This is a genomic window from Streptomyces subrutilus (genome assembly GCF_001746425.1).
Taxonomy (GTDB): domain Bacteria; phylum Actinomycetota; class Actinomycetes; order Streptomycetales; family Streptomycetaceae; genus Streptomyces; species Streptomyces subrutilus_A.
Window position 1 is genome coordinate 2,853,420 of sequence record NZ_MEHK01000001.1, and the last position, 14,329, is coordinate 2,867,748.

17 protein-coding genes are annotated in these 14,329 nt (G+C 74.4%); 6 read left to right on the forward strand and 11 right to left on the reverse strand.

Annotated elements, in window-relative coordinates; translation table 11 throughout:
* The first annotated feature begins 146 nt into the window (after positions 1-146).
* Positions 147-737, forward strand: a complete 591-nt coding sequence (locus tag BGK67_RS13835) for a MarR family winged helix-turn-helix transcriptional regulator (protein WP_069920384.1) — start codon at positions 147-149, stop codon at positions 735-737.
* Here the strand turns inward: BGK67_RS13835 and BGK67_RS13840 are convergent.
* The 5 genes from BGK67_RS13840 to BGK67_RS13855 form a co-directional block, all read right to left on the reverse strand.
* Positions 682-981, reverse strand: a complete 300-nt coding sequence (locus BGK67_RS13840; protein ID WP_069920385.1) for a hypothetical protein — start codon at positions 979-981, stop codon at positions 682-684. The genes BGK67_RS13835 and BGK67_RS13840 overlap by 56 nt on opposite strands.
* A gap of 100 nt (positions 982-1,081) precedes the next feature.
* Complete coding sequence (locus tag BGK67_RS13845) at positions 1,082-1,723, reverse strand: disulfide bond formation protein B (protein WP_069923839.1); 642 nt, start codon at positions 1,721-1,723, stop codon at positions 1,082-1,084.
* Positions 1,724-1,734: 11 nt separating this feature from the next.
* Positions 1,735-1,899: a DUF5993 family protein gene (locus BGK67_RS38870; RefSeq protein WP_167739572.1), complete on the reverse strand. Its 165-nt coding sequence runs from the start codon at positions 1,897-1,899 to the stop codon at positions 1,735-1,737.
* A 67-nt stretch (positions 1,900-1,966) separates the two neighbouring features.
* Positions 1,967-3,346 carry a sensor histidine kinase gene (locus BGK67_RS13850; protein WP_069920386.1) on the reverse strand — a complete coding sequence of 460 codons (1,380 nt, stop codon included), beginning with the start codon at positions 3,344-3,346 and terminating at the stop codon, positions 1,967-1,969.
* Positions 3,343-4,032, reverse strand: coding sequence for a response regulator transcription factor (locus BGK67_RS13855; RefSeq protein WP_079154168.1), 690 nt, complete (start codon positions 4,030-4,032; stop codon positions 3,343-3,345). Before BGK67_RS13855 ends, BGK67_RS13850 begins: the two co-directional genes overlap by 4 nt.
* Positions 4,033-4,111: 79 nt before the next feature.
* On the opposite strand from BGK67_RS13855, the gene BGK67_RS13860 reads away from it, so the two are divergent.
* On the forward strand, positions 4,112-4,633 hold the full coding sequence (locus tag BGK67_RS13860) for a hypothetical protein (RefSeq protein WP_069920388.1): 522 nt from the start codon (positions 4,112-4,114) through the stop codon (positions 4,631-4,633).
* A 10-nt stretch (positions 4,634-4,643) separates the two neighbouring features.
* Here the strand turns inward: BGK67_RS13860 and BGK67_RS13865 are convergent, their stop codons facing one another.
* From BGK67_RS13865 to BGK67_RS13875, 3 genes are all read right to left on the reverse strand, one after another.
* Positions 4,644-5,282 (reverse strand): class I SAM-dependent methyltransferase, encoded by a 639-nt coding sequence (locus tag BGK67_RS13865; RefSeq protein WP_069920389.1) that lies wholly within the window; start codon positions 5,280-5,282, stop codon positions 4,644-4,646.
* A gap of 195 nt (positions 5,283-5,477) precedes the next feature.
* Positions 5,478-6,371, reverse strand: coding sequence for a spermidine synthase (locus BGK67_RS13870; protein ID WP_107488971.1), 894 nt, complete (start codon positions 6,369-6,371; stop codon positions 5,478-5,480).
* 17 nt (positions 6,372-6,388) lie between these two features.
* Entirely contained in the window at positions 6,389-6,841 is a 453-nt protein-coding gene (locus tag BGK67_RS13875) for a hypothetical protein (RefSeq protein ID WP_208948694.1), read from the reverse strand.
* Positions 6,842-7,124: 283 nt separating this feature from the next.
* Between BGK67_RS13875 and BGK67_RS13880 the strand changes: the two genes are divergently transcribed.
* Positions 7,125-8,444, forward strand: a complete 1,320-nt coding sequence (locus BGK67_RS13880) for an NsdA family TPR-like regulatory protein (protein WP_069920390.1) — start codon at positions 7,125-7,127, stop codon at positions 8,442-8,444.
* 60 nt (positions 8,445-8,504) lie between these two features.
* On the opposite strand, the gene BGK67_RS13885 is transcribed toward BGK67_RS13880, so the two are convergent.
* Both BGK67_RS13885 and BGK67_RS13890 read right to left on the reverse strand, forming a co-directional pair.
* Positions 8,505-8,846, reverse strand: coding sequence for a VOC family protein (locus BGK67_RS13885; protein WP_069920391.1), 342 nt, complete (start codon positions 8,844-8,846; stop codon positions 8,505-8,507).
* Positions 8,847-8,946: 100 nt separating this feature from the next.
* Positions 8,947-9,543, reverse strand: coding sequence for a histidine phosphatase family protein (locus tag BGK67_RS13890; RefSeq protein ID WP_069920392.1), 597 nt, complete (start codon positions 9,541-9,543; stop codon positions 8,947-8,949).
* Between the two features lie 69 nt (positions 9,544-9,612).
* Here BGK67_RS13890 and BGK67_RS13895 point away from each other — a divergent pair, with 69 nt between their 5' ends.
* From BGK67_RS13895 to BGK67_RS13905, 3 genes are read left to right on the forward strand one after another with little or no spacing between them, the layout of a single operon-like run.
* Positions 9,613-10,878: a hypothetical protein gene (locus BGK67_RS13895; protein WP_432215513.1), complete on the forward strand. Its 1,266-nt coding sequence runs from the start codon at positions 9,613-9,615 to the stop codon at positions 10,876-10,878.
* Complete coding sequence (locus tag BGK67_RS13900) at positions 10,866-12,449, forward strand: hypothetical protein (RefSeq protein ID WP_069920394.1); 1,584 nt, start codon at positions 10,866-10,868, stop codon at positions 12,447-12,449. Before BGK67_RS13895 ends, BGK67_RS13900 begins: the two co-directional genes overlap by 13 nt.
* Positions 12,446-13,777 carry an AAA domain-containing protein gene (locus tag BGK67_RS13905; protein WP_069920395.1) on the forward strand — a complete coding sequence of 444 codons (1,332 nt, stop codon included), beginning with the start codon at positions 12,446-12,448 and terminating at the stop codon, positions 13,775-13,777. The genes BGK67_RS13900 and BGK67_RS13905 overlap by 4 nt, the downstream gene beginning before the upstream one ends.
* On the opposite strand, the gene BGK67_RS13910 is transcribed toward BGK67_RS13905, so the two are convergent.
* A complete protein-coding gene (locus BGK67_RS13910) occupies positions 13,774-14,253 on the reverse strand; it encodes a MarR family winged helix-turn-helix transcriptional regulator (protein WP_069920396.1) in 480 nt (159 codons plus the stop codon). The genes BGK67_RS13905 and BGK67_RS13910 overlap by 4 nt on opposite strands.
* Positions 14,254-14,329: the final 76 nt, after the last annotated feature.

The window sequence follows — 14,329 nt, forward strand, 5'->3', positions numbered from 1 at the left end:
GGCGGCGACGCGGCCACCGGTGACGAGGATCGACATGGCCGGCTCCTTTTCATAGAATGAATACGTGACACAGATTCCTGTCTACACAGATTCTGATCTACACAGTCTCTGCGTCACGCATACAACTTTGGAGCGCGGAGAAGCCGATGTCAACGAAGTCCCCCCGCAAGGGTGATGAGTGGAGCCGTGCCGAGCTGCTCGCACGCGTCGCCACGGAGAGCCGGCGCCACCACGCCGACTACTCCGTCTTCAACCAGGCCATGGCCGAGCACGTCGGACTGCACCCCACCGACATGCAGTGCGTCGCCCTCCTCGACCTGGAGCCCGGACCGGTCAGCACCGGCGACATCGCCCGCCTCACCGGCCTGACCTCCGGCTCCGCCACCCGCCTCGTCGACCGGCTGGTCAAGGCGGGCATCGTCGAGCGGAACTCCGACCCGAACGACCGCCGCCGCGCCCTGGTCTCGCTCCCCCCCGCGGCCCGCGAGCGGATCGCCGTGGCCTGGGACACCCCCGGCCGGGCCTTCGGCGCCGTGCTCGAGGGCTACTCCGACGCCGAACTCGCCGTCATCGCCGACTACCTGCACCGCGCCGCCGAGGTCGGCCGCGCCCAGGCCGAAGAACTGGCCTCGGGCGACGCGGCCAGGGATACGGCCGGCGACGCGGCCGCCGGCGACGCCCCTACGGCGAGGACTCCATCCCCGCCAGCCCCTTCGCCAGGTCCTCGGCGTTCATGACCGGAGCGACCTCGACCTCGGCGTTGAACTCCAGGAACAGGCTCTCGACCAGGGCGGGCAGCCGCGAGCTCTCCTGGAGGTCGAAGACCATCCAGCAGGAGCGCACGCCCTCGTGCAGGCCGAAGTAGGCGGCCTCGGGCTTGGCCTTCTCCATCAGCGTCTTCATGGCCTGGGGCAGGGACCCGGCCTTGATGCCCTCGTTGCTGGCCGCCGTGTCGAGGTGGGCGCGGAGCATGACTCTCATGCCGACTCCTTCCGTCACGCCCACCCTGTGCGGCCCCGACGGGGGCGGCAACATCTCCTCCACCGTCCGGGGCGGCGGCGGCCCGGCGGCAGCACAGCCCCTAGCCCAGGATCCCCACGTCGTAGAAGAACTGGTACCGGGTCGGGTCGTCCGGCAGGAACCAGTGGAAGCCCTCCTCGAAGAACACGGCCACGAGGTTGACGGCGATGACCAGGCCCAGGAACCCCAGCGCGCACATCCCCACCGTCCGCGGCAGCCCCGGCCCGTCCGCCGGAACCGAGCGGTCCGCCGTCGAGTGGGCAAAGGCCAGGGCGATGCCGATGGCCACCACCGAGGCCTGGAAGAGGATCCACGCCCACACGTACAGGTGCAGGCCGAACACCTCGCTCCCGTACCCCTTGTCCCCCGGCAGGACGTGCAGCATCGTCTGCCGCCAGGAAGCGAAGGAACCGGCGAGCACGGCGACCAGGGACAGGCCCCAGCCCATCATGTAGTCCCGCCCCGTCACCGTGCCGTAGGCGAGCGCCGTCCGCACGATGTACGCCGCTCCCATCGCCGCCAGCAGCATGAACATCCGCTGCACGACGCAGAGCGGGCACGGGTACTCCCACAGCCCGAACTGGTAGAAGAGGCCGCCGCAGACCACGCCCGTCCAGCCGATCGCGAAGACGCAGGCGAACCAGTACTGGACCCGCCCCAGAAGTCCGCCCGTCGGCGCCTCCTCCGGGAGGATGCTGTGCATCACGGCCACCGTCAGTAGCTCAGTTTCAGGGCGAGGCCGCTGGTGATGTGGTGCGCCATCAGCAGGATCACGGCCAGCAGCATCACCCACCACGCTCCCAGCACCACCATCCGGGGCGACTCCCGGTACATGGCGATGAACGTGGCGAGGAGGCCGCCGAAGATGAGGGTGTCCATGCCGCGGACCGTACCGATCCGCGGACACGCCGCCCGCGAGGCGCGCCCCCGCCCCCGCCCCGTTACGTCAGTTGCTGCGCCGCTTGCGCCGGCCGCGCCGGGCCCGCACCCCGCCCGCGCCGCCGCGGGTCCAGCCGTCCAGGCCGATCCAGACCCGTACCTCGGTGCCGCCGAGCACCGAGCGCCCCAGCCGGACGTCACCGCCCGTCGACTCCGCGACCCGGCGCACGATGTCCAGGCCGAGGCCGGTCGAGCCGTCGCGTCCGCCGTCGTTGCCGCGGCGCAGGGCGGCGTCCGGGTCGGCGATGCCGGGGCCCGCGTCCGAGACGAGCACGATGACCGCGTCCGAGGCGTCGTGGACGTCCACCGCGAAGGGGGTGCCCTCGGGGGTGTGCCGGAAGACGTTGCCGAGCATGGCGTCGAGGGCCGCGGCGAGTTCGGGCCGCGCCACGGGGATCCGTACCGTACGGTCCACTCCCGCGAGCCGCACCTCGCGGCCCTCGTCCTCCGCGAGCGCCGACCAGAAGGCCATCCGGTCGCGGATGACCTCGGAGGCGTCGCAGCCGGCGCCGGCCCCCGCGGCGGCGGGCGGGCGCTGTTCGCGGGCCGTACGGATGATCGTGTCGACCTCCCGTTCCAGCTGCTCCACGGCCTCGCGGGTCTGGTCGGCGGCCGGGCCCTCGCCGAGCGAGGCGGCGTTGAGCCGCAGCACCGTCAGCGGTGTGCGCAGGCGGTGCGAGAGGTCGGCGGCCAGCTCCCGTTCGTTGGCGAGGAGTTCCACCACCTGGTCCGCCATCGCGTTGAAGGCGGCCGCCGCCGAGCGCAGTTCCTTCGGGCCGTCCTCCGGAACCCGCGCCCCGAGCCGGCCCTCGCCCAGCTGGTGCGCCGCGTCCGCGAGCCGCTCGGCCGGCCGTACCAGCCGGGCGCCGAGCCGGTCGGCGACCCCGACCGAACCCACGATCAGCGCCGCCCCGACGCCCGCAAGGATCAGCCAGGCGGTGGTGACCCCGTTGCTGACCTCGCTCTCCGGTACGAACACCTCCACCACCGCGATGTCGCCGGACCCGAGCGCGGTCGGCTGGAGCAGCGCCGAGCCCCCGCCGGGCACCGAGGCCGTCGTGGCCCGGCCGATCCGCCGGGTCTCCGCCACGGCGTGCGCGCCCGCCCGGCCCTCGCCGATGTCCACGGGCGGGCTGTCGCCGATCGCGGGCACGTGGACGGCCATCCGCCGGGCCGCGCCCATCTGCGTGGACTCCACGGCCTTGAGCAACTGCACCGGGTCGGTGGTGATGGACAGGGTCGGCCCGATGGTGGCCGCCTGCCGCTCGGCGTTGGAGAACGCCCGGTCGCTGGCCATCTCCCGCACCACCAGCCCCAGCGGTACGGCGAAGGCCACGACCACCATCGCGGTGACCGCGAGGCACACCTTGACCAGGGCCCACCTCACAGCGGCGGCTCCAGCTTGACCCCCACCCCGCGCAGCGTGTGCAGGTAACGCGGGCGGGCGGCGGTCTCGCCGAGCTTGCGGCGCAGCCAGGAGAGGTGGACGTCGATGGTCTGGTCGTCCCCGTACGACTGCTGCCAGACCTCGGCGAGCAGCTCGCGCCGGGCCACGACGACGCCGGGCCGCCCGGCGAGGAAGGCCAGCAGGTCGAACTCCCGGCGGGTGAGGTCCAGTACCGTCCCGTCGAGCTCGGCCTGGCGGCGCAGCGGGTCGATGGCCAGCCCGCCGACGCGCAGCACGCGCGAGGGCGGCTCGGCCCCGGCGGCGGCGCGGGCGCGGCGCAGGACGGCGGCCATCCGGGCCGAGAGGTGCTCCACGGAGAAAGGTTTGGTCAGGTAGTCGTCGGCGCCGTCGTTGAGCAGCCGGACGATCTCCGCCTCGTCGTCGCGCGCCGTCGCGATGATCACCGGCACGTCGGTGATGCCGCGCAGCATCTTCAGCGCTTCCGATCCGTCGAGGTCGGGCAGCCCCAGGTCGAGGATGACCACGTCGAAACGGTGGTGTGCGACCTCGCGCAGTGCCTCCAGGGCCGTGCCGACGCTCCGCACGGTGTGCGAGGCCTCGGTCAGGTGCCGGATGAGGGCGGAACGTACGAACTGGTCGTCCTCGACCACGAGCACACTTGCCATGGCCCGCACCGTAGTCCATTCGGGCGACCCGGGGAGGTGCCGGGCCACCTCTGTGACGGGTGGTGCACTATGTCCCCTGATGCAGCGAGGTCTCGTACATGCCATGGCTTGGACGCTGGCGACCGGAGCAGCGGTGACGCTGTCGTGGTGGGGCGTCCACACGGTCATGTCCGGCACGGCCTACGACCGCCCGCTCGCCGTTCCGCTGACCACGCAGCCCCTGTCGTCCTCGACGCGGAACTCGCTGCCCCCGTCGCCGGAGGCCTCCCCGTCCGCCTCGCCGAGCCCGCAGGCATCGGCGCCGGCGTCGGCGTCCGGCGCGTCGCCGTCCGCCGGGGCCCCCGCCGCCAAGCCCTCGCCGAAGCCGTCCTCGCGCGGGGGCAATGTGAAGGCCTACCCGGTCTCGGGCGGCCGGGTGGTCTTCGACCTGGGCGTCTCCTCGGCCGAGCTGGTCTCGGCGACCCCGGCCGCCGGGTGGCGGATGCAGGTGTGGAAGCAGGACTACTGGATCCGGGTCACCTTCACGCGGGACGGCCGTGAGGTGTCGGTCTTCTGCACCTGGCACGACCACCCGCCGGTCGTCGAGATCGTCGACCCCTGAGGGACAGCCCCTAGCGGGTGGCCCCCGGAACGGTCCCCACCAGCACGAACTCGTTGTACGGGAACACCTTGCCCATCGGGCGGGGGAAGGGGAACGAGTAGGTGCGCCGCACGGCGACCCCGGCCCGGTCCGCCGCGGTGCGCAGCTCCTCGAAGCCGACCCAGCGGATGTGGGTGGCGTCGGAGCGGAAGCCGACCTCCTGCGGGGTGATGAGGACGAGCGAGCCGCCCGGCTTCACGAGCGGGAGGTACTGCTCCAGCAGCGAGGCCGCGGTCTCCTCGTCGACGTGCTCCAGCACGTGCGAGGCCAGCAGGCTGTCGAAGGAGCCGGGACCGCAGTCCGGGGCCTCGGCCAGCTGGTCGGGAGTGTAGGCGGTCAGCCCCCGCTCGCGGCAGGTCTGCACGGAGTGCGGGTTGTGGTCGACCCCGACGCTCTCGGGGCCGCAGTTGAGCAGGTTCCGGCCCAGGCCGCACCCGATGTCGAGGACCCGGCCGAGCTTCAGCCTCTGCAGGTTCCACCGGTAGGGGGCCTGGGTGGGCAGCAACCGTTTGATCCCGGACTGCTCGAGGCGGGCGAGCCGCCGTGTGTAGTCGGACGTGGCGGTGCTGGGGGAAGGGGTACCCGGGGTTGCTGCGTGGGAATCAGACATCGTTGGCCGTCTCCTGAGCGCGTCGTAGGAGGGAGCGGGCCTCCTAGGGATCAACACACTACGCATCAGGACCGATTGTCGGGAGACCTCTTTTTATTGTCGGTCCCTCCCGGTGGTCGCGGGCCGCCGTCAGCGGCCGTCGGACGCGGCGCCTCCGGGCCTCCGCGGCCCTCCTCCGGTGCTGTGGCCACCGCACTAGCGGAAGACGGACGGCGGCGGCTGCGGCGAGGCCACCGCCGAGGCGTCCGCCACCGGCGCGGCCCCGCCCGTGAAGTCCGCCAGGGCCCGGCCGTGCTCCACCCGCCCCGGATGCGGATCGCTCGCGACCCGGCGGGTGAACTCCGCGACCGGCAGTGCACGGTCCGCGGCCACCAGGCCCGCGTTGCCGAAGCGCTTGCCCCGCCACACCACGGGATCGGCCGCCAGCGCCAGCTCCGCGAACCGGGACGCGGCCGTCGCGATCTGGCCCCGCAGATGGGCCAGCGGCGGGCCGTCCGCGAGATTGGCCACGTACCACCCGGTGGGCGCGAGGGCACGGCGTACGTCGTCCAGGAACTCGGTACTGGTCAGGTGCGCCGGAGTGCGCGCACCGCTGAACACATCCGCGATGACCAGGTCCGCCCAGCCGTCCGGCACCTTGGCCAGGCCCGCCCGGGCGTCCACCGCGCGGACCCGGATCCGAGCCTGCGGATCGAGCGGCAGGTGTTCGCGTACGAAGGCCACCAGCGCGGCGTCGATCTCCACGATCTGCTGGGTGGAGCGGGGGCGGGAGGCGGCGGTGTAGCGGGCGAGGGTGAAGGCGCCGCCGCCCAGGTGCACCACGTTCAGGGGTTGCCGGGCGGGGGCGGCGAGGTCGATGAGGTGGCCGATCCGCCGCTGGTACGCGAAGTCCAGGTACCCGGGATCGGCCAGGTCCACGTGCGACTGCGGGGCGCCGTCGACCAGCAGGGTCCAGGCGTCCGCGCGCTCGCGGTCGGGCGCCAGCTCCGCCCGCCCGCCCGCCACCTGTCCGACGACCGGCTCGGCGGCGCCGCGTCCGCGCTGCTGCTCGCCCTTGTTCCGGCCCTTGCCTCTGTCTCTGCCTGCCACCACCCCATTGTGGCCGGTCAGCGGCAGTTGTCGGCGGCCTCGATCAGCCGGGCCGCCTCCCCGAGCGCCTCGCGCAGCACCGCGGGGTCCGTGACCGGCTCGACGGCATCGGGCGGGAGCAGCCAGCCGGTGGCTCCGGTGGCGGGCGGGACCGCGTCGCCGAAGCGCATCCCGCGCCCGTTGGTCTGCGTGCACGCGCTGCCCGGCAGGTCCCAGGCATCGGCGGTGCCGGGCGGGACGAGGAAGCCGAGGGTGTCCCCCGAGCCGTCGTGCAGGACGGGCCCCACCCCGCCGGCCCGGCCGGCGCGGCGGATGATGTCCACCGCTTCCAGCCCCTGCCGGGTGGGGACGGTCACCAGGTCCGGGGCGTCGTTCCCGGCCACCGCCACGGTCACGGTCGCCGTCAAGGTCGCCGTCACGGTCGCGGTCCCACCGGGCACGGGCGCGGTGTTCGTTCCAGTGCTCTCCATGCCGGCCTCCACCAAGGGAACCCCTCCTCGATCCGCGTACGAGCCGGGAGTGGGGAGTCGCCTCCCACTCCGCATGGGTTCAACGCCCCGGAACGTCAACGGGTGCGGCGGGAAGACGCTGCAAAGGATGGCAGTTCATGGCAGATCGCGGGTGAGATATCCGTTTTGTAAACAAACATCGCATGAAGGGACCCGTACTGGCGGTACGTTCATGCGCGCCGGGCCACTCCTCCGCACAGCTTCCCGTACCGGCGCTGCGTTCCTTGCCAGAGAGGCCACGTCCATGGCGGCGTACCCCCACTCACCCAACTCCACGTTCCGGCGGCTGCGCGGGCAGCACTCCCCGGCCGAGTTCGCGGCGCTGGTGCGCCGGGCCGCGAAGGAGATCGGCGAAACGGTTTCCTGCGACGCGCGCTACATCGGCCGGGTCGAGTCCGGCGAGATCCGCTGCCCGAACTACGCCTACGAGCGGGTCTTCCTGCACATGTTCCCCGGTCGCACCCTGGCCGACCTGGGCTTCTCACCGCGCGAGGCGGTCCGCGGCCGCTCCGCGCTGCGCGACCCCTCCGCGCGCTCCCCCCACCCCACCCCTTCCCGTTCCAAGGAGAGCGACGTGCTGCGTCGCGCGTTCATGGCGGGCGGCTCCGCGACCGTGGCGGCCGCGACGCTCGGCCTCACCCTGCTCGGCGACACCCGCCGGCTCCCCTCCCGCGCCGGAGAGTCCGAGGCGGCGGCCGTCGAGGACGCCGTACGCCAGATCCGGCTGCTGGACGACCGGCACGGGGCCGACGCGCTGTACCGCAGGGCCGCCGGGCCCCTGCGCGCGGCGTACGCGCTGCTCGACGCGGGGGCCGCCCGGCAGTCCACCGAGGACCGGCTGCACGCGGGCGCCGGGGAACTGGCCGTCTCGGTCGGCTGGCTCGCCCACGACTCCGGCCGCTTCGACGACGCCCGCTCGCACTACGCGGAGGCCCTGGCGACGGCCCGGGTGGCGGGGGACGCCGGTCTGGAGGCGCACGCGTTCAGCAACATGGCCTTCCTGGCCCGTGACTGCGGCCGCTCCCGCGAGGCGGTACGGGCGGCCCAGGCGGGCCGCCGCGCCGCCCGCTCCCTCGGTTCCCCGCGGCTGCTGTCGCTGCTGGCGCTGCGGGAGGCGGGCGGCTGGGCGGGGCTGGCCGACCGCAAGGCCTGCGAGGAGGCGCTGACCCGGGCCCACACCGAGTTCTCCCGGGGCGCGGCCGACGCGGACCCGGAGTGGATGTCCTTCTTCGGCGAGGCCGAGCTGGAGTCCCTGGAGGCCAGGTGCTGGGCGACGCTCGGCGAGCACGCCCGCGCCGCCCGGCACGCCCGCCGGGCCGCCGACCTGCAGGATCCGCACTTCGCCCGGAACGTGGCCCTCTACACCGCCGAGCTGGCCGGCGACCTGGCGCGCGCGGGGGCTCCCGACGAGGCCGCCTGGGCGGGGGTCCGGGTGCTGGACCTGCTGGCCGAGGTGCACTCCACGCGGGTGCGCTCCCTGCTCTCCGACACGGCCCGCACCTTGATCCCGCACCAGCGCGCCCCGCGCGTGGGTGCCTTCCTGAGCCGGCACGCGGCCGTCTGAGCCGGGCCCGCGCGCGGCCGTCCGAGCCGGCACCCCGCCGTCCGGCCCGGCCGCCCCGGCTCAGGCGCCGAGGTACTCGTAGACCCCGCCCTCGGGATGGCGCACCACCGCCCGGCGCCCGTTGGGCGTGGCGGCGGGGGCGGCGATCACCTCGCCCCCGGAGGCCGCGCAGTGCGCGACCGCGGCGTCGAGGTCGGCCACGGCGAGCGTGGCCGCCACGCCCGCGAACCGCTCGGCGACCGCGTCGGGCCCGCTGAACAGCAGGAACGGCCCGACGCTGGCCAGGTCCAGGCCGGCGAACCCGAACCGGGTCGCGGGCTGGCCGGTCAACCGTACGTAGAAGTCCAGGGCCTGACCGAGATCGTCCACGCGCCGCCGCAGCACCACGGAAGTAATCGTCATGGACCCATCCTCGCAGTCACACAGCGAGACAACTCCCTTACGGAGACGGTCTTTTCGACGAAACGGCCGGATCCATGCCACCCTCCGGCCGGCCACGGCACTAGGCGTCCAGGTGCCCCGTGTCGTTCCAGCGCTCGAGCGCGGGGGCGCCGTAGGCCCAGCCGAGCACCGACAGCGAGGTGGGTTCCAGGCGGATGCGGGCGCCGAAGGAGGCCTCGAAGCCGAGCCAGCGGGCGGCCAGGGTGCGCAGGATGTGCCCGTGGGCGAAGACCAGGACGTCCCGCTCCGCCGAGCGGGCCCAGGCGACCACCTCGTCCGCGCGGGCCGCGACGTCGGCGACGGACTCGCCGCCCGGCACCCCGTCGCGCCAGATCAGCCAGCCGGGGCGGACCGCCTGGATCTCGGCCGGGGTCATGCCCTCGTAGTCGCCGTAGTCCCACTCCATCAGCGCGTCCCACGGTTCCGCCCGGACGCCGAAGCCCGCGAGCTCGCAGCTCTCGCTCGCGCGGACCAGCGGGCTGGTGCGGACCTCCAGGCCGGGCAGCCCCTTCCACGGGTCCCGGGCCAGCCGCTCGCCGAGCAGCTTGGCACCCCGCTTGCCCTCCTCCAGCAGGGGCACGTCCGTGCGTCCGGTGTGCTTGCCGAGCTGGGACCACGCCGTCTGGCCGTGGCGGGCCAGCAGGATGCGGGGGGCCATGAATTCTCCCGTTACATATATTTTCATGCGGTTTTACGGCGATTCCGTCGTCCGTACATCATCCAACACCTGAACGACGGCCTCGCCCACGGCCCTCCCCGGCCCGTTTCCGCCGTAAGTGCACGATTGTCAGTGGCGGATGGGACACTTCCGCGGGTGAGCTCCTACCCGCCCCGCAGCGCCCCGCAGACGACCCTGCGGCAGCGGCTCGCCGGCCTGCGCGGCCCGGCCGTGCCGCCCCGCCCGCTCGACGCCCGGGCCCTGGCCGCGCTCGCCGCCAACCCGGGCTGCGGCAGACGCGCCCTGCTCGACGGGGCCGGCGTGGACAAGACGGCCCTCGCATCGGCCCTCGGCTCCCCCGCGCCCTTCGGGCAGTCCCAGTTCGCCATCGTCCGCGGGAACTCCTTCGAGGCCAAGGTCAAGGCCGACGGCGGGGCCGAGCTGCTGCGCCTGGTCCACGCGCACCTCGGCGCCGGGACCGAGCCCCCCGGTGCGGGCGCCTTCGTCCCCGACCTGACCGCCGCCGGGCCCGAGGGCCGCGCCGCGCGGACCGCGCTCGCCCTGCGCGAGGCCACCGCCGCCGGCCGGGACACGGGGGCGTGGACGCTGCTGGACCACCCGATGCTGGCCCTGGAGGTCGCGGGCACCCCCGCCTACCTGGAGCCGGACGCCGTCGTCGTGCATCCCGACGGCCGCTGGACCGTGGTGGAGATCAAGTCGTTCCCGATGATCGACGGGGCCGCCGACGCCGCGAAGGTGGGCGCCGCCGCCCGCCAGGCCGCCGTCTACGTCCTGGCCCTGGAGAAGACCGCGGAGAAGCTGCCCGGCGCCGAGGTCGGGCACACCGTGCTGCTGGTCTGCCCCAAGGACTTCTCCAACCTGCCCACCGCCTCGCCCGTCGACGTCCGCCGCGAGCGCTCCGTGACCCGGCGCCAGCTGGAGCGGCTGACCCGGGTCGAGGAGCTGGCCGCCGCGCTGCCCGAGGGGCTCAGCTTCGACCCGGCGCGCACCGCCGAGGAGCTGGCCGACGCCGTGGCCGCGGTGGACGCCTCCTACGCCCCCGAGTGCCTGGCCGCCTGCGAGCTGGCCTTCCACTGCCGGGACCGGGCCCGCGCCGCCGACGAGGTGACCGCGCTGGGCCGTTCCGTACGGGGCGAGCTGGGCGCGCTGACCACCGTCGAGCAGGCCCTGGCGGCGGCCTCCGGCGCCGGCCGCGCCGACGACCCGACGGCCGCCGCGCTGCACCGGGCGGCCCGGCTGCGCGCCGAGGCGCTGGAACTGGCCGCAGCCCTTCCGCCGTACCCCGCCCCGGAGACCCCCGAATGCCCCTGCTGAACACCCTGGCCCGGCTGGAGGCGGTCCGCGCGGGCCGCGCGCAGCCGCTCGCGACCGTGCGGCACCGCCACCTGTCCGAGACCCCGCTGGTCCTCGTGCCGCTGACCACCGCCGGTGAGGCCGGGGCCCCGCTGGGCGCGCTGGTCGGCACCGACCGGCACGAGCCCCGGGTGTTCGTGATACCCCAGCCGCGCGACCGGGCCCTGCGCTGGGAGTTCCTCGCGGACCTCGCGGTCCACGTCCTGGCCCACATCGACTCCTACGCGGACGACGTGGAGCCGGCCGAGCGCACCGAGACCGACCCGGAGACGGGCAAGAAGGTCAAGGTCGAGGCCGAGCTGTGCCGGGACGCGCCGCAGCTGATCGTGCCGAGCCGGGCGGGCATCGAGTACGTGCGCCTGCTGGGCCGGTCGATGCGGTTCCGCCGGACGGCCGAGGAGGATCCGGAGAATCCGTATCCGGCGCCGCCGAAGGTGCCGCTGCTGGGCCGCTGGTTCACGCACCTCGGCGAGCGGGCGCGGGTCCCGGGCTCCTCGATGCTCCTGTCGGCGACGGAGCTGCTCGGGCGGCACTGGGCGAGCGGCCAGAGCAACCTGGAGGACCAGCACCTGGGTGCGCTGCTCGCCTGGATCGACCCGCCCGGGGGCGTGTCGGGGGCCGAGGCGGCCCTGCGGACGGAGCTGGGCCGCGACCAGGACGGCCAGCTGCTGTGCCCGCCGGCCGGTCCGGCCACCGACCCGGCCTTCGACAACAAGCTGCTCGCTCCGGCGATCGCCCGCTACGACGCGGCGCGCGCGGCCCTGGCGGCCGGGCCCGGGGAGGACGACCGCGACGTGCGGATCGCCGAACAAGCCGTGCGCCGCCTCGTCGTGGAGCAGATGTCGAGCACCTGGTGGAGGACGTGGGAGGCGATCGACCTGCTGCGCACCCTGCCGCCCGGCGAGCGCGCCGAGGAGCGCTGGACCCGCGACCGCTGGTCGTACACCGGCCACCGGGACCGGGTGCGGGCGGGCGAGCCGCCGCAGCCGCGCCGCGACGACGCGGTGACGGCGGCGCAGAAGCTGGCCACGCGGGAGACCGAGCAGGTGCGGCTCGACGCCCAGGAGGCGCTGGACGATCCGCTGGTGATGGCGGGCCGGCGGCTCGGGGGCGAGGCCTTCGCCGGTGAGGTCACCGAGGTGGTGATGGAGTGGACGGAGTCGAAGCGGCCGAGCCCGCGCCCGCTGGTGACGGTGGCGACCGAGGACCGTCCGCAGCTCTCGGAGGGCGGCGGCGGGAAGGTCTACCGCTCGCTGGACGGTCGTCCGCAGAGCGCGGTGTTCGTACGCTTCGAGGAGGACGGGCGGCTCGTGCTGCGGCTCCTGGACAAGATGGGCCGTGGCCGGGAGCCGGAGCCGGGCTCGGTGCCGGAGAAGGGCGACCGGGTGTGCTGGACGCTCTTCGAGCACGACGCGCGCGGCGGCCCGAAGCTGCCCGACCCGGAGCGGACCCCGTGGACCCACGGCGGCCCGCCGGGACACCTGACCGCCCCCGTGCTGCCCGACGCCGTGACCGACGAGGACGTGCTGTGAACTCCTTCGACCCGGGGGCCGCGGCCGCCGAGGCGACCGCCGCCATCCTGCGCGACACCCTGCACGGGACCGAGCGGGGCGTGGTCGTCGACTCCCCGCCCGGGGCCGGCAAGTCCACGCTCGTCGTCCGGGCGGCCCGCGAGCTGGCCGCGGCCGGGCGCCGGCTGATGGTGGTGGCGCAGACCAACGCCCAGGTCGACGACCTGGTGCTGCGGCTCGCCGACAAGGATCCGGAGCTGAAGGTCGGCCGCCTGCACAGCAGCGAGGGCGACGCGTACGACCCCGCGCTGCGCGAGCTGCCCTCGGTCACGCTCTCCGCCAAGCCGGGGGACCTCGCGGAGCTGCCGATCACCATCTCCACGGCGGCGAAGTGGGCGTACGTCAAGGACGCGGAGCCCTGGGAGCACGCCATCGTCGACGAGGCGTACCAGATGCGGTCCGACGCGCTGCTGGCCGTGGCCGGGCTGTTCGAGCGGGCGCTGTTCGTGGGCGACCCGGGGCAGCTGGACCCCTTCAGCGTGGTGGGCGCCGAGCAGTGGGCCGGCTTGTCGTACGACCCCTCCGCCTCCGCGGTCAGCACCCTGCTGGCGCACAACCCGCAGCTGCCGCAGCACCGGCTGCCGGTGTCGTGGCGGCTCCCGGCGACGGCCGCGCCGCTGGTCTCCCGGGCGTTCTACCCGTACACGCAGTTCCGCAGCGGTACGGGCCCGGGCGAGCGGCGGCTGTCGTACGGGGTCCCCTCGGACGGGTCGGGGCCGGACCGGGTGCTGGACGAGGCCGCCGAGTCGGGCTGGGGCCTGCTGGAGCTGCCCGCGCGGCACACCCCGCGCACCGACCCGGAGGCGGTGGCGGCCGTGGCGCTGGTGGTCCGCCGGGCCCTGGACCGCGGGGCGGTGACCTCCGACGAGCAGTCGGCGGGGCCGTCGCCGCTGACCGCGGACCGCGTCGCGGTGGGCACCGCGCACCGCGACCAGGCGTCCGCGATCCGGGCCGCGCTGGCCGTGCACGGGGTCACCGGGGTCACGGTGGACACCGCGAACCGCCTCCAGGGGCGGGAGTACGACCTCACGGTGATCCTGCACCCGCTGTCGGGCCGGCCCGACGCGACGGCCTTCCACCTGGAGACGGGCCGCCTGTGCGTGCTGGCCTCGCGGCACCGGCACGCCTGTGTGGTGGTGGCCCGGGCGGGCATAGCGGAGCTCCTGGACGACCACCCCTCGACGGAGCCGGTGCAGCTGGGCGTGACGGTGAAGTTCCCGGACGGCTGGGAGGCGAACCACGCGGTCCTGGCCCACCTGGCGGAACACCGGGTGCGCTGGCGGCCCTAGCCGCGCTTGCGCTCGGCGCCCAGACGTTCGCGGAGTACCTCGCCGACCTCGGCCAGGGTGCGGAGCTGGTCCGGCGTCAGGACGTCGATCAGGTGGCGGCGTACGGACTCCACGTGGAGCGGGGCCGCAGCCGTGATGGTGTCCACCCCCGCCCCGGTGAGGACCACCTCCGCGCCCCGGCCGTCCCCGGCGACCTCCTCGCGGCGCACGATCCCGCGCTGTTCCATGCGGGTGAGCTGGTGGGACAGCCGGCTGCGCGACCAGTGCAGGAGGACCGCGAGTGCGCTGATCCGCATGCGGTGGCCGTCCGCGGAGCCGAGCACCGACAGGACGTCGTAGTCCGCTTCGGAGAGGCCGCTGTCCTGCCCGAGGTCCCGCGCGATCCCCGCGTTGACCAGCGGGAACATCCGCCGCCAGGCGTACCAGGCGTCCTGCTCGGCCTCGCTGAGCCAGCGGGGCCCGGATGGGGGGGTCATGTCAGCACTGTAGCCAGGTCGGTGACACATCACCTAGATGGTTGACACGTCACGCACGCCCCGGTTCTATAGGTGA

Bases quoted from the DNA above. Each gene is read 5' to 3' on its own strand.
- BGK67_RS13890 (WP_069920392.1), bottom strand. From the start codon at position 9,543: ATGGCCCCCCGCATCCTGCTGGCCCGCCACGGCCAGACGGCGTGGTCC.
- BGK67_RS38870 (WP_167739572.1), bottom strand. From the start codon at position 1,899: ATGGACACCCTCATCTTCGGCGGCCTCCTCGCCACGTTCATCGCCATG.
- BGK67_RS13835 (WP_069920384.1), top strand. From the start codon at position 147: ATGTCAACGAAGTCCCCCCGCAAGGGTGATGAGTGGAGCCGTGCCGAG.
- BGK67_RS13865 (WP_069920389.1), bottom strand. From the start codon at position 5,282: ATGTCTGATTCCCACGCAGCAACCCCGGGTACCCCTTCCCCCAGCACC.
- BGK67_RS13880 (WP_069920390.1), top strand. From the start codon at position 7,125: ATGGCGGCGTACCCCCACTCACCCAACTCCACGTTCCGGCGGCTGCGC.
- BGK67_RS13840 (WP_069920385.1), bottom strand. From the start codon at position 981: ATGAGAGTCATGCTCCGCGCCCACCTCGACACGGCGGCCAGCAACGAG.
- BGK67_RS13910 (WP_069920396.1), bottom strand. From the start codon at position 14,253: ATGACCCCCCCATCCGGGCCCCGCTGGCTCAGCGAGGCCGAGCAGGAC.
- BGK67_RS13885 (WP_069920391.1), bottom strand. From the start codon at position 8,846: ATGACGATTACTTCCGTGGTGCTGCGGCGGCGCGTGGACGATCTCGGT.
- BGK67_RS13860 (WP_069920388.1), top strand. From the start codon at position 4,112: ATGCAGCGAGGTCTCGTACATGCCATGGCTTGGACGCTGGCGACCGGA.
- BGK67_RS13845 (WP_069923839.1), bottom strand. From the start codon at position 1,723: ATGCACAGCATCCTCCCGGAGGAGGCGCCGACGGGCGGACTTCTGGGG.
- BGK67_RS13855 (WP_079154168.1), bottom strand. From the start codon at position 4,032: ATGGCAAGTGTGCTCGTGGTCGAGGACGACCAGTTCGTACGTTCCGCC.
- BGK67_RS13875 (WP_208948694.1), bottom strand. From the start codon at position 6,841: ATGGAGAGCACTGGAACGAACACCGCGCCCGTGCCCGGTGGGACCGCG.
- BGK67_RS13900 (WP_069920394.1), top strand. From the start codon at position 10,866: ATGCCCCTGCTGAACACCCTGGCCCGGCTGGAGGCGGTCCGCGCGGGC.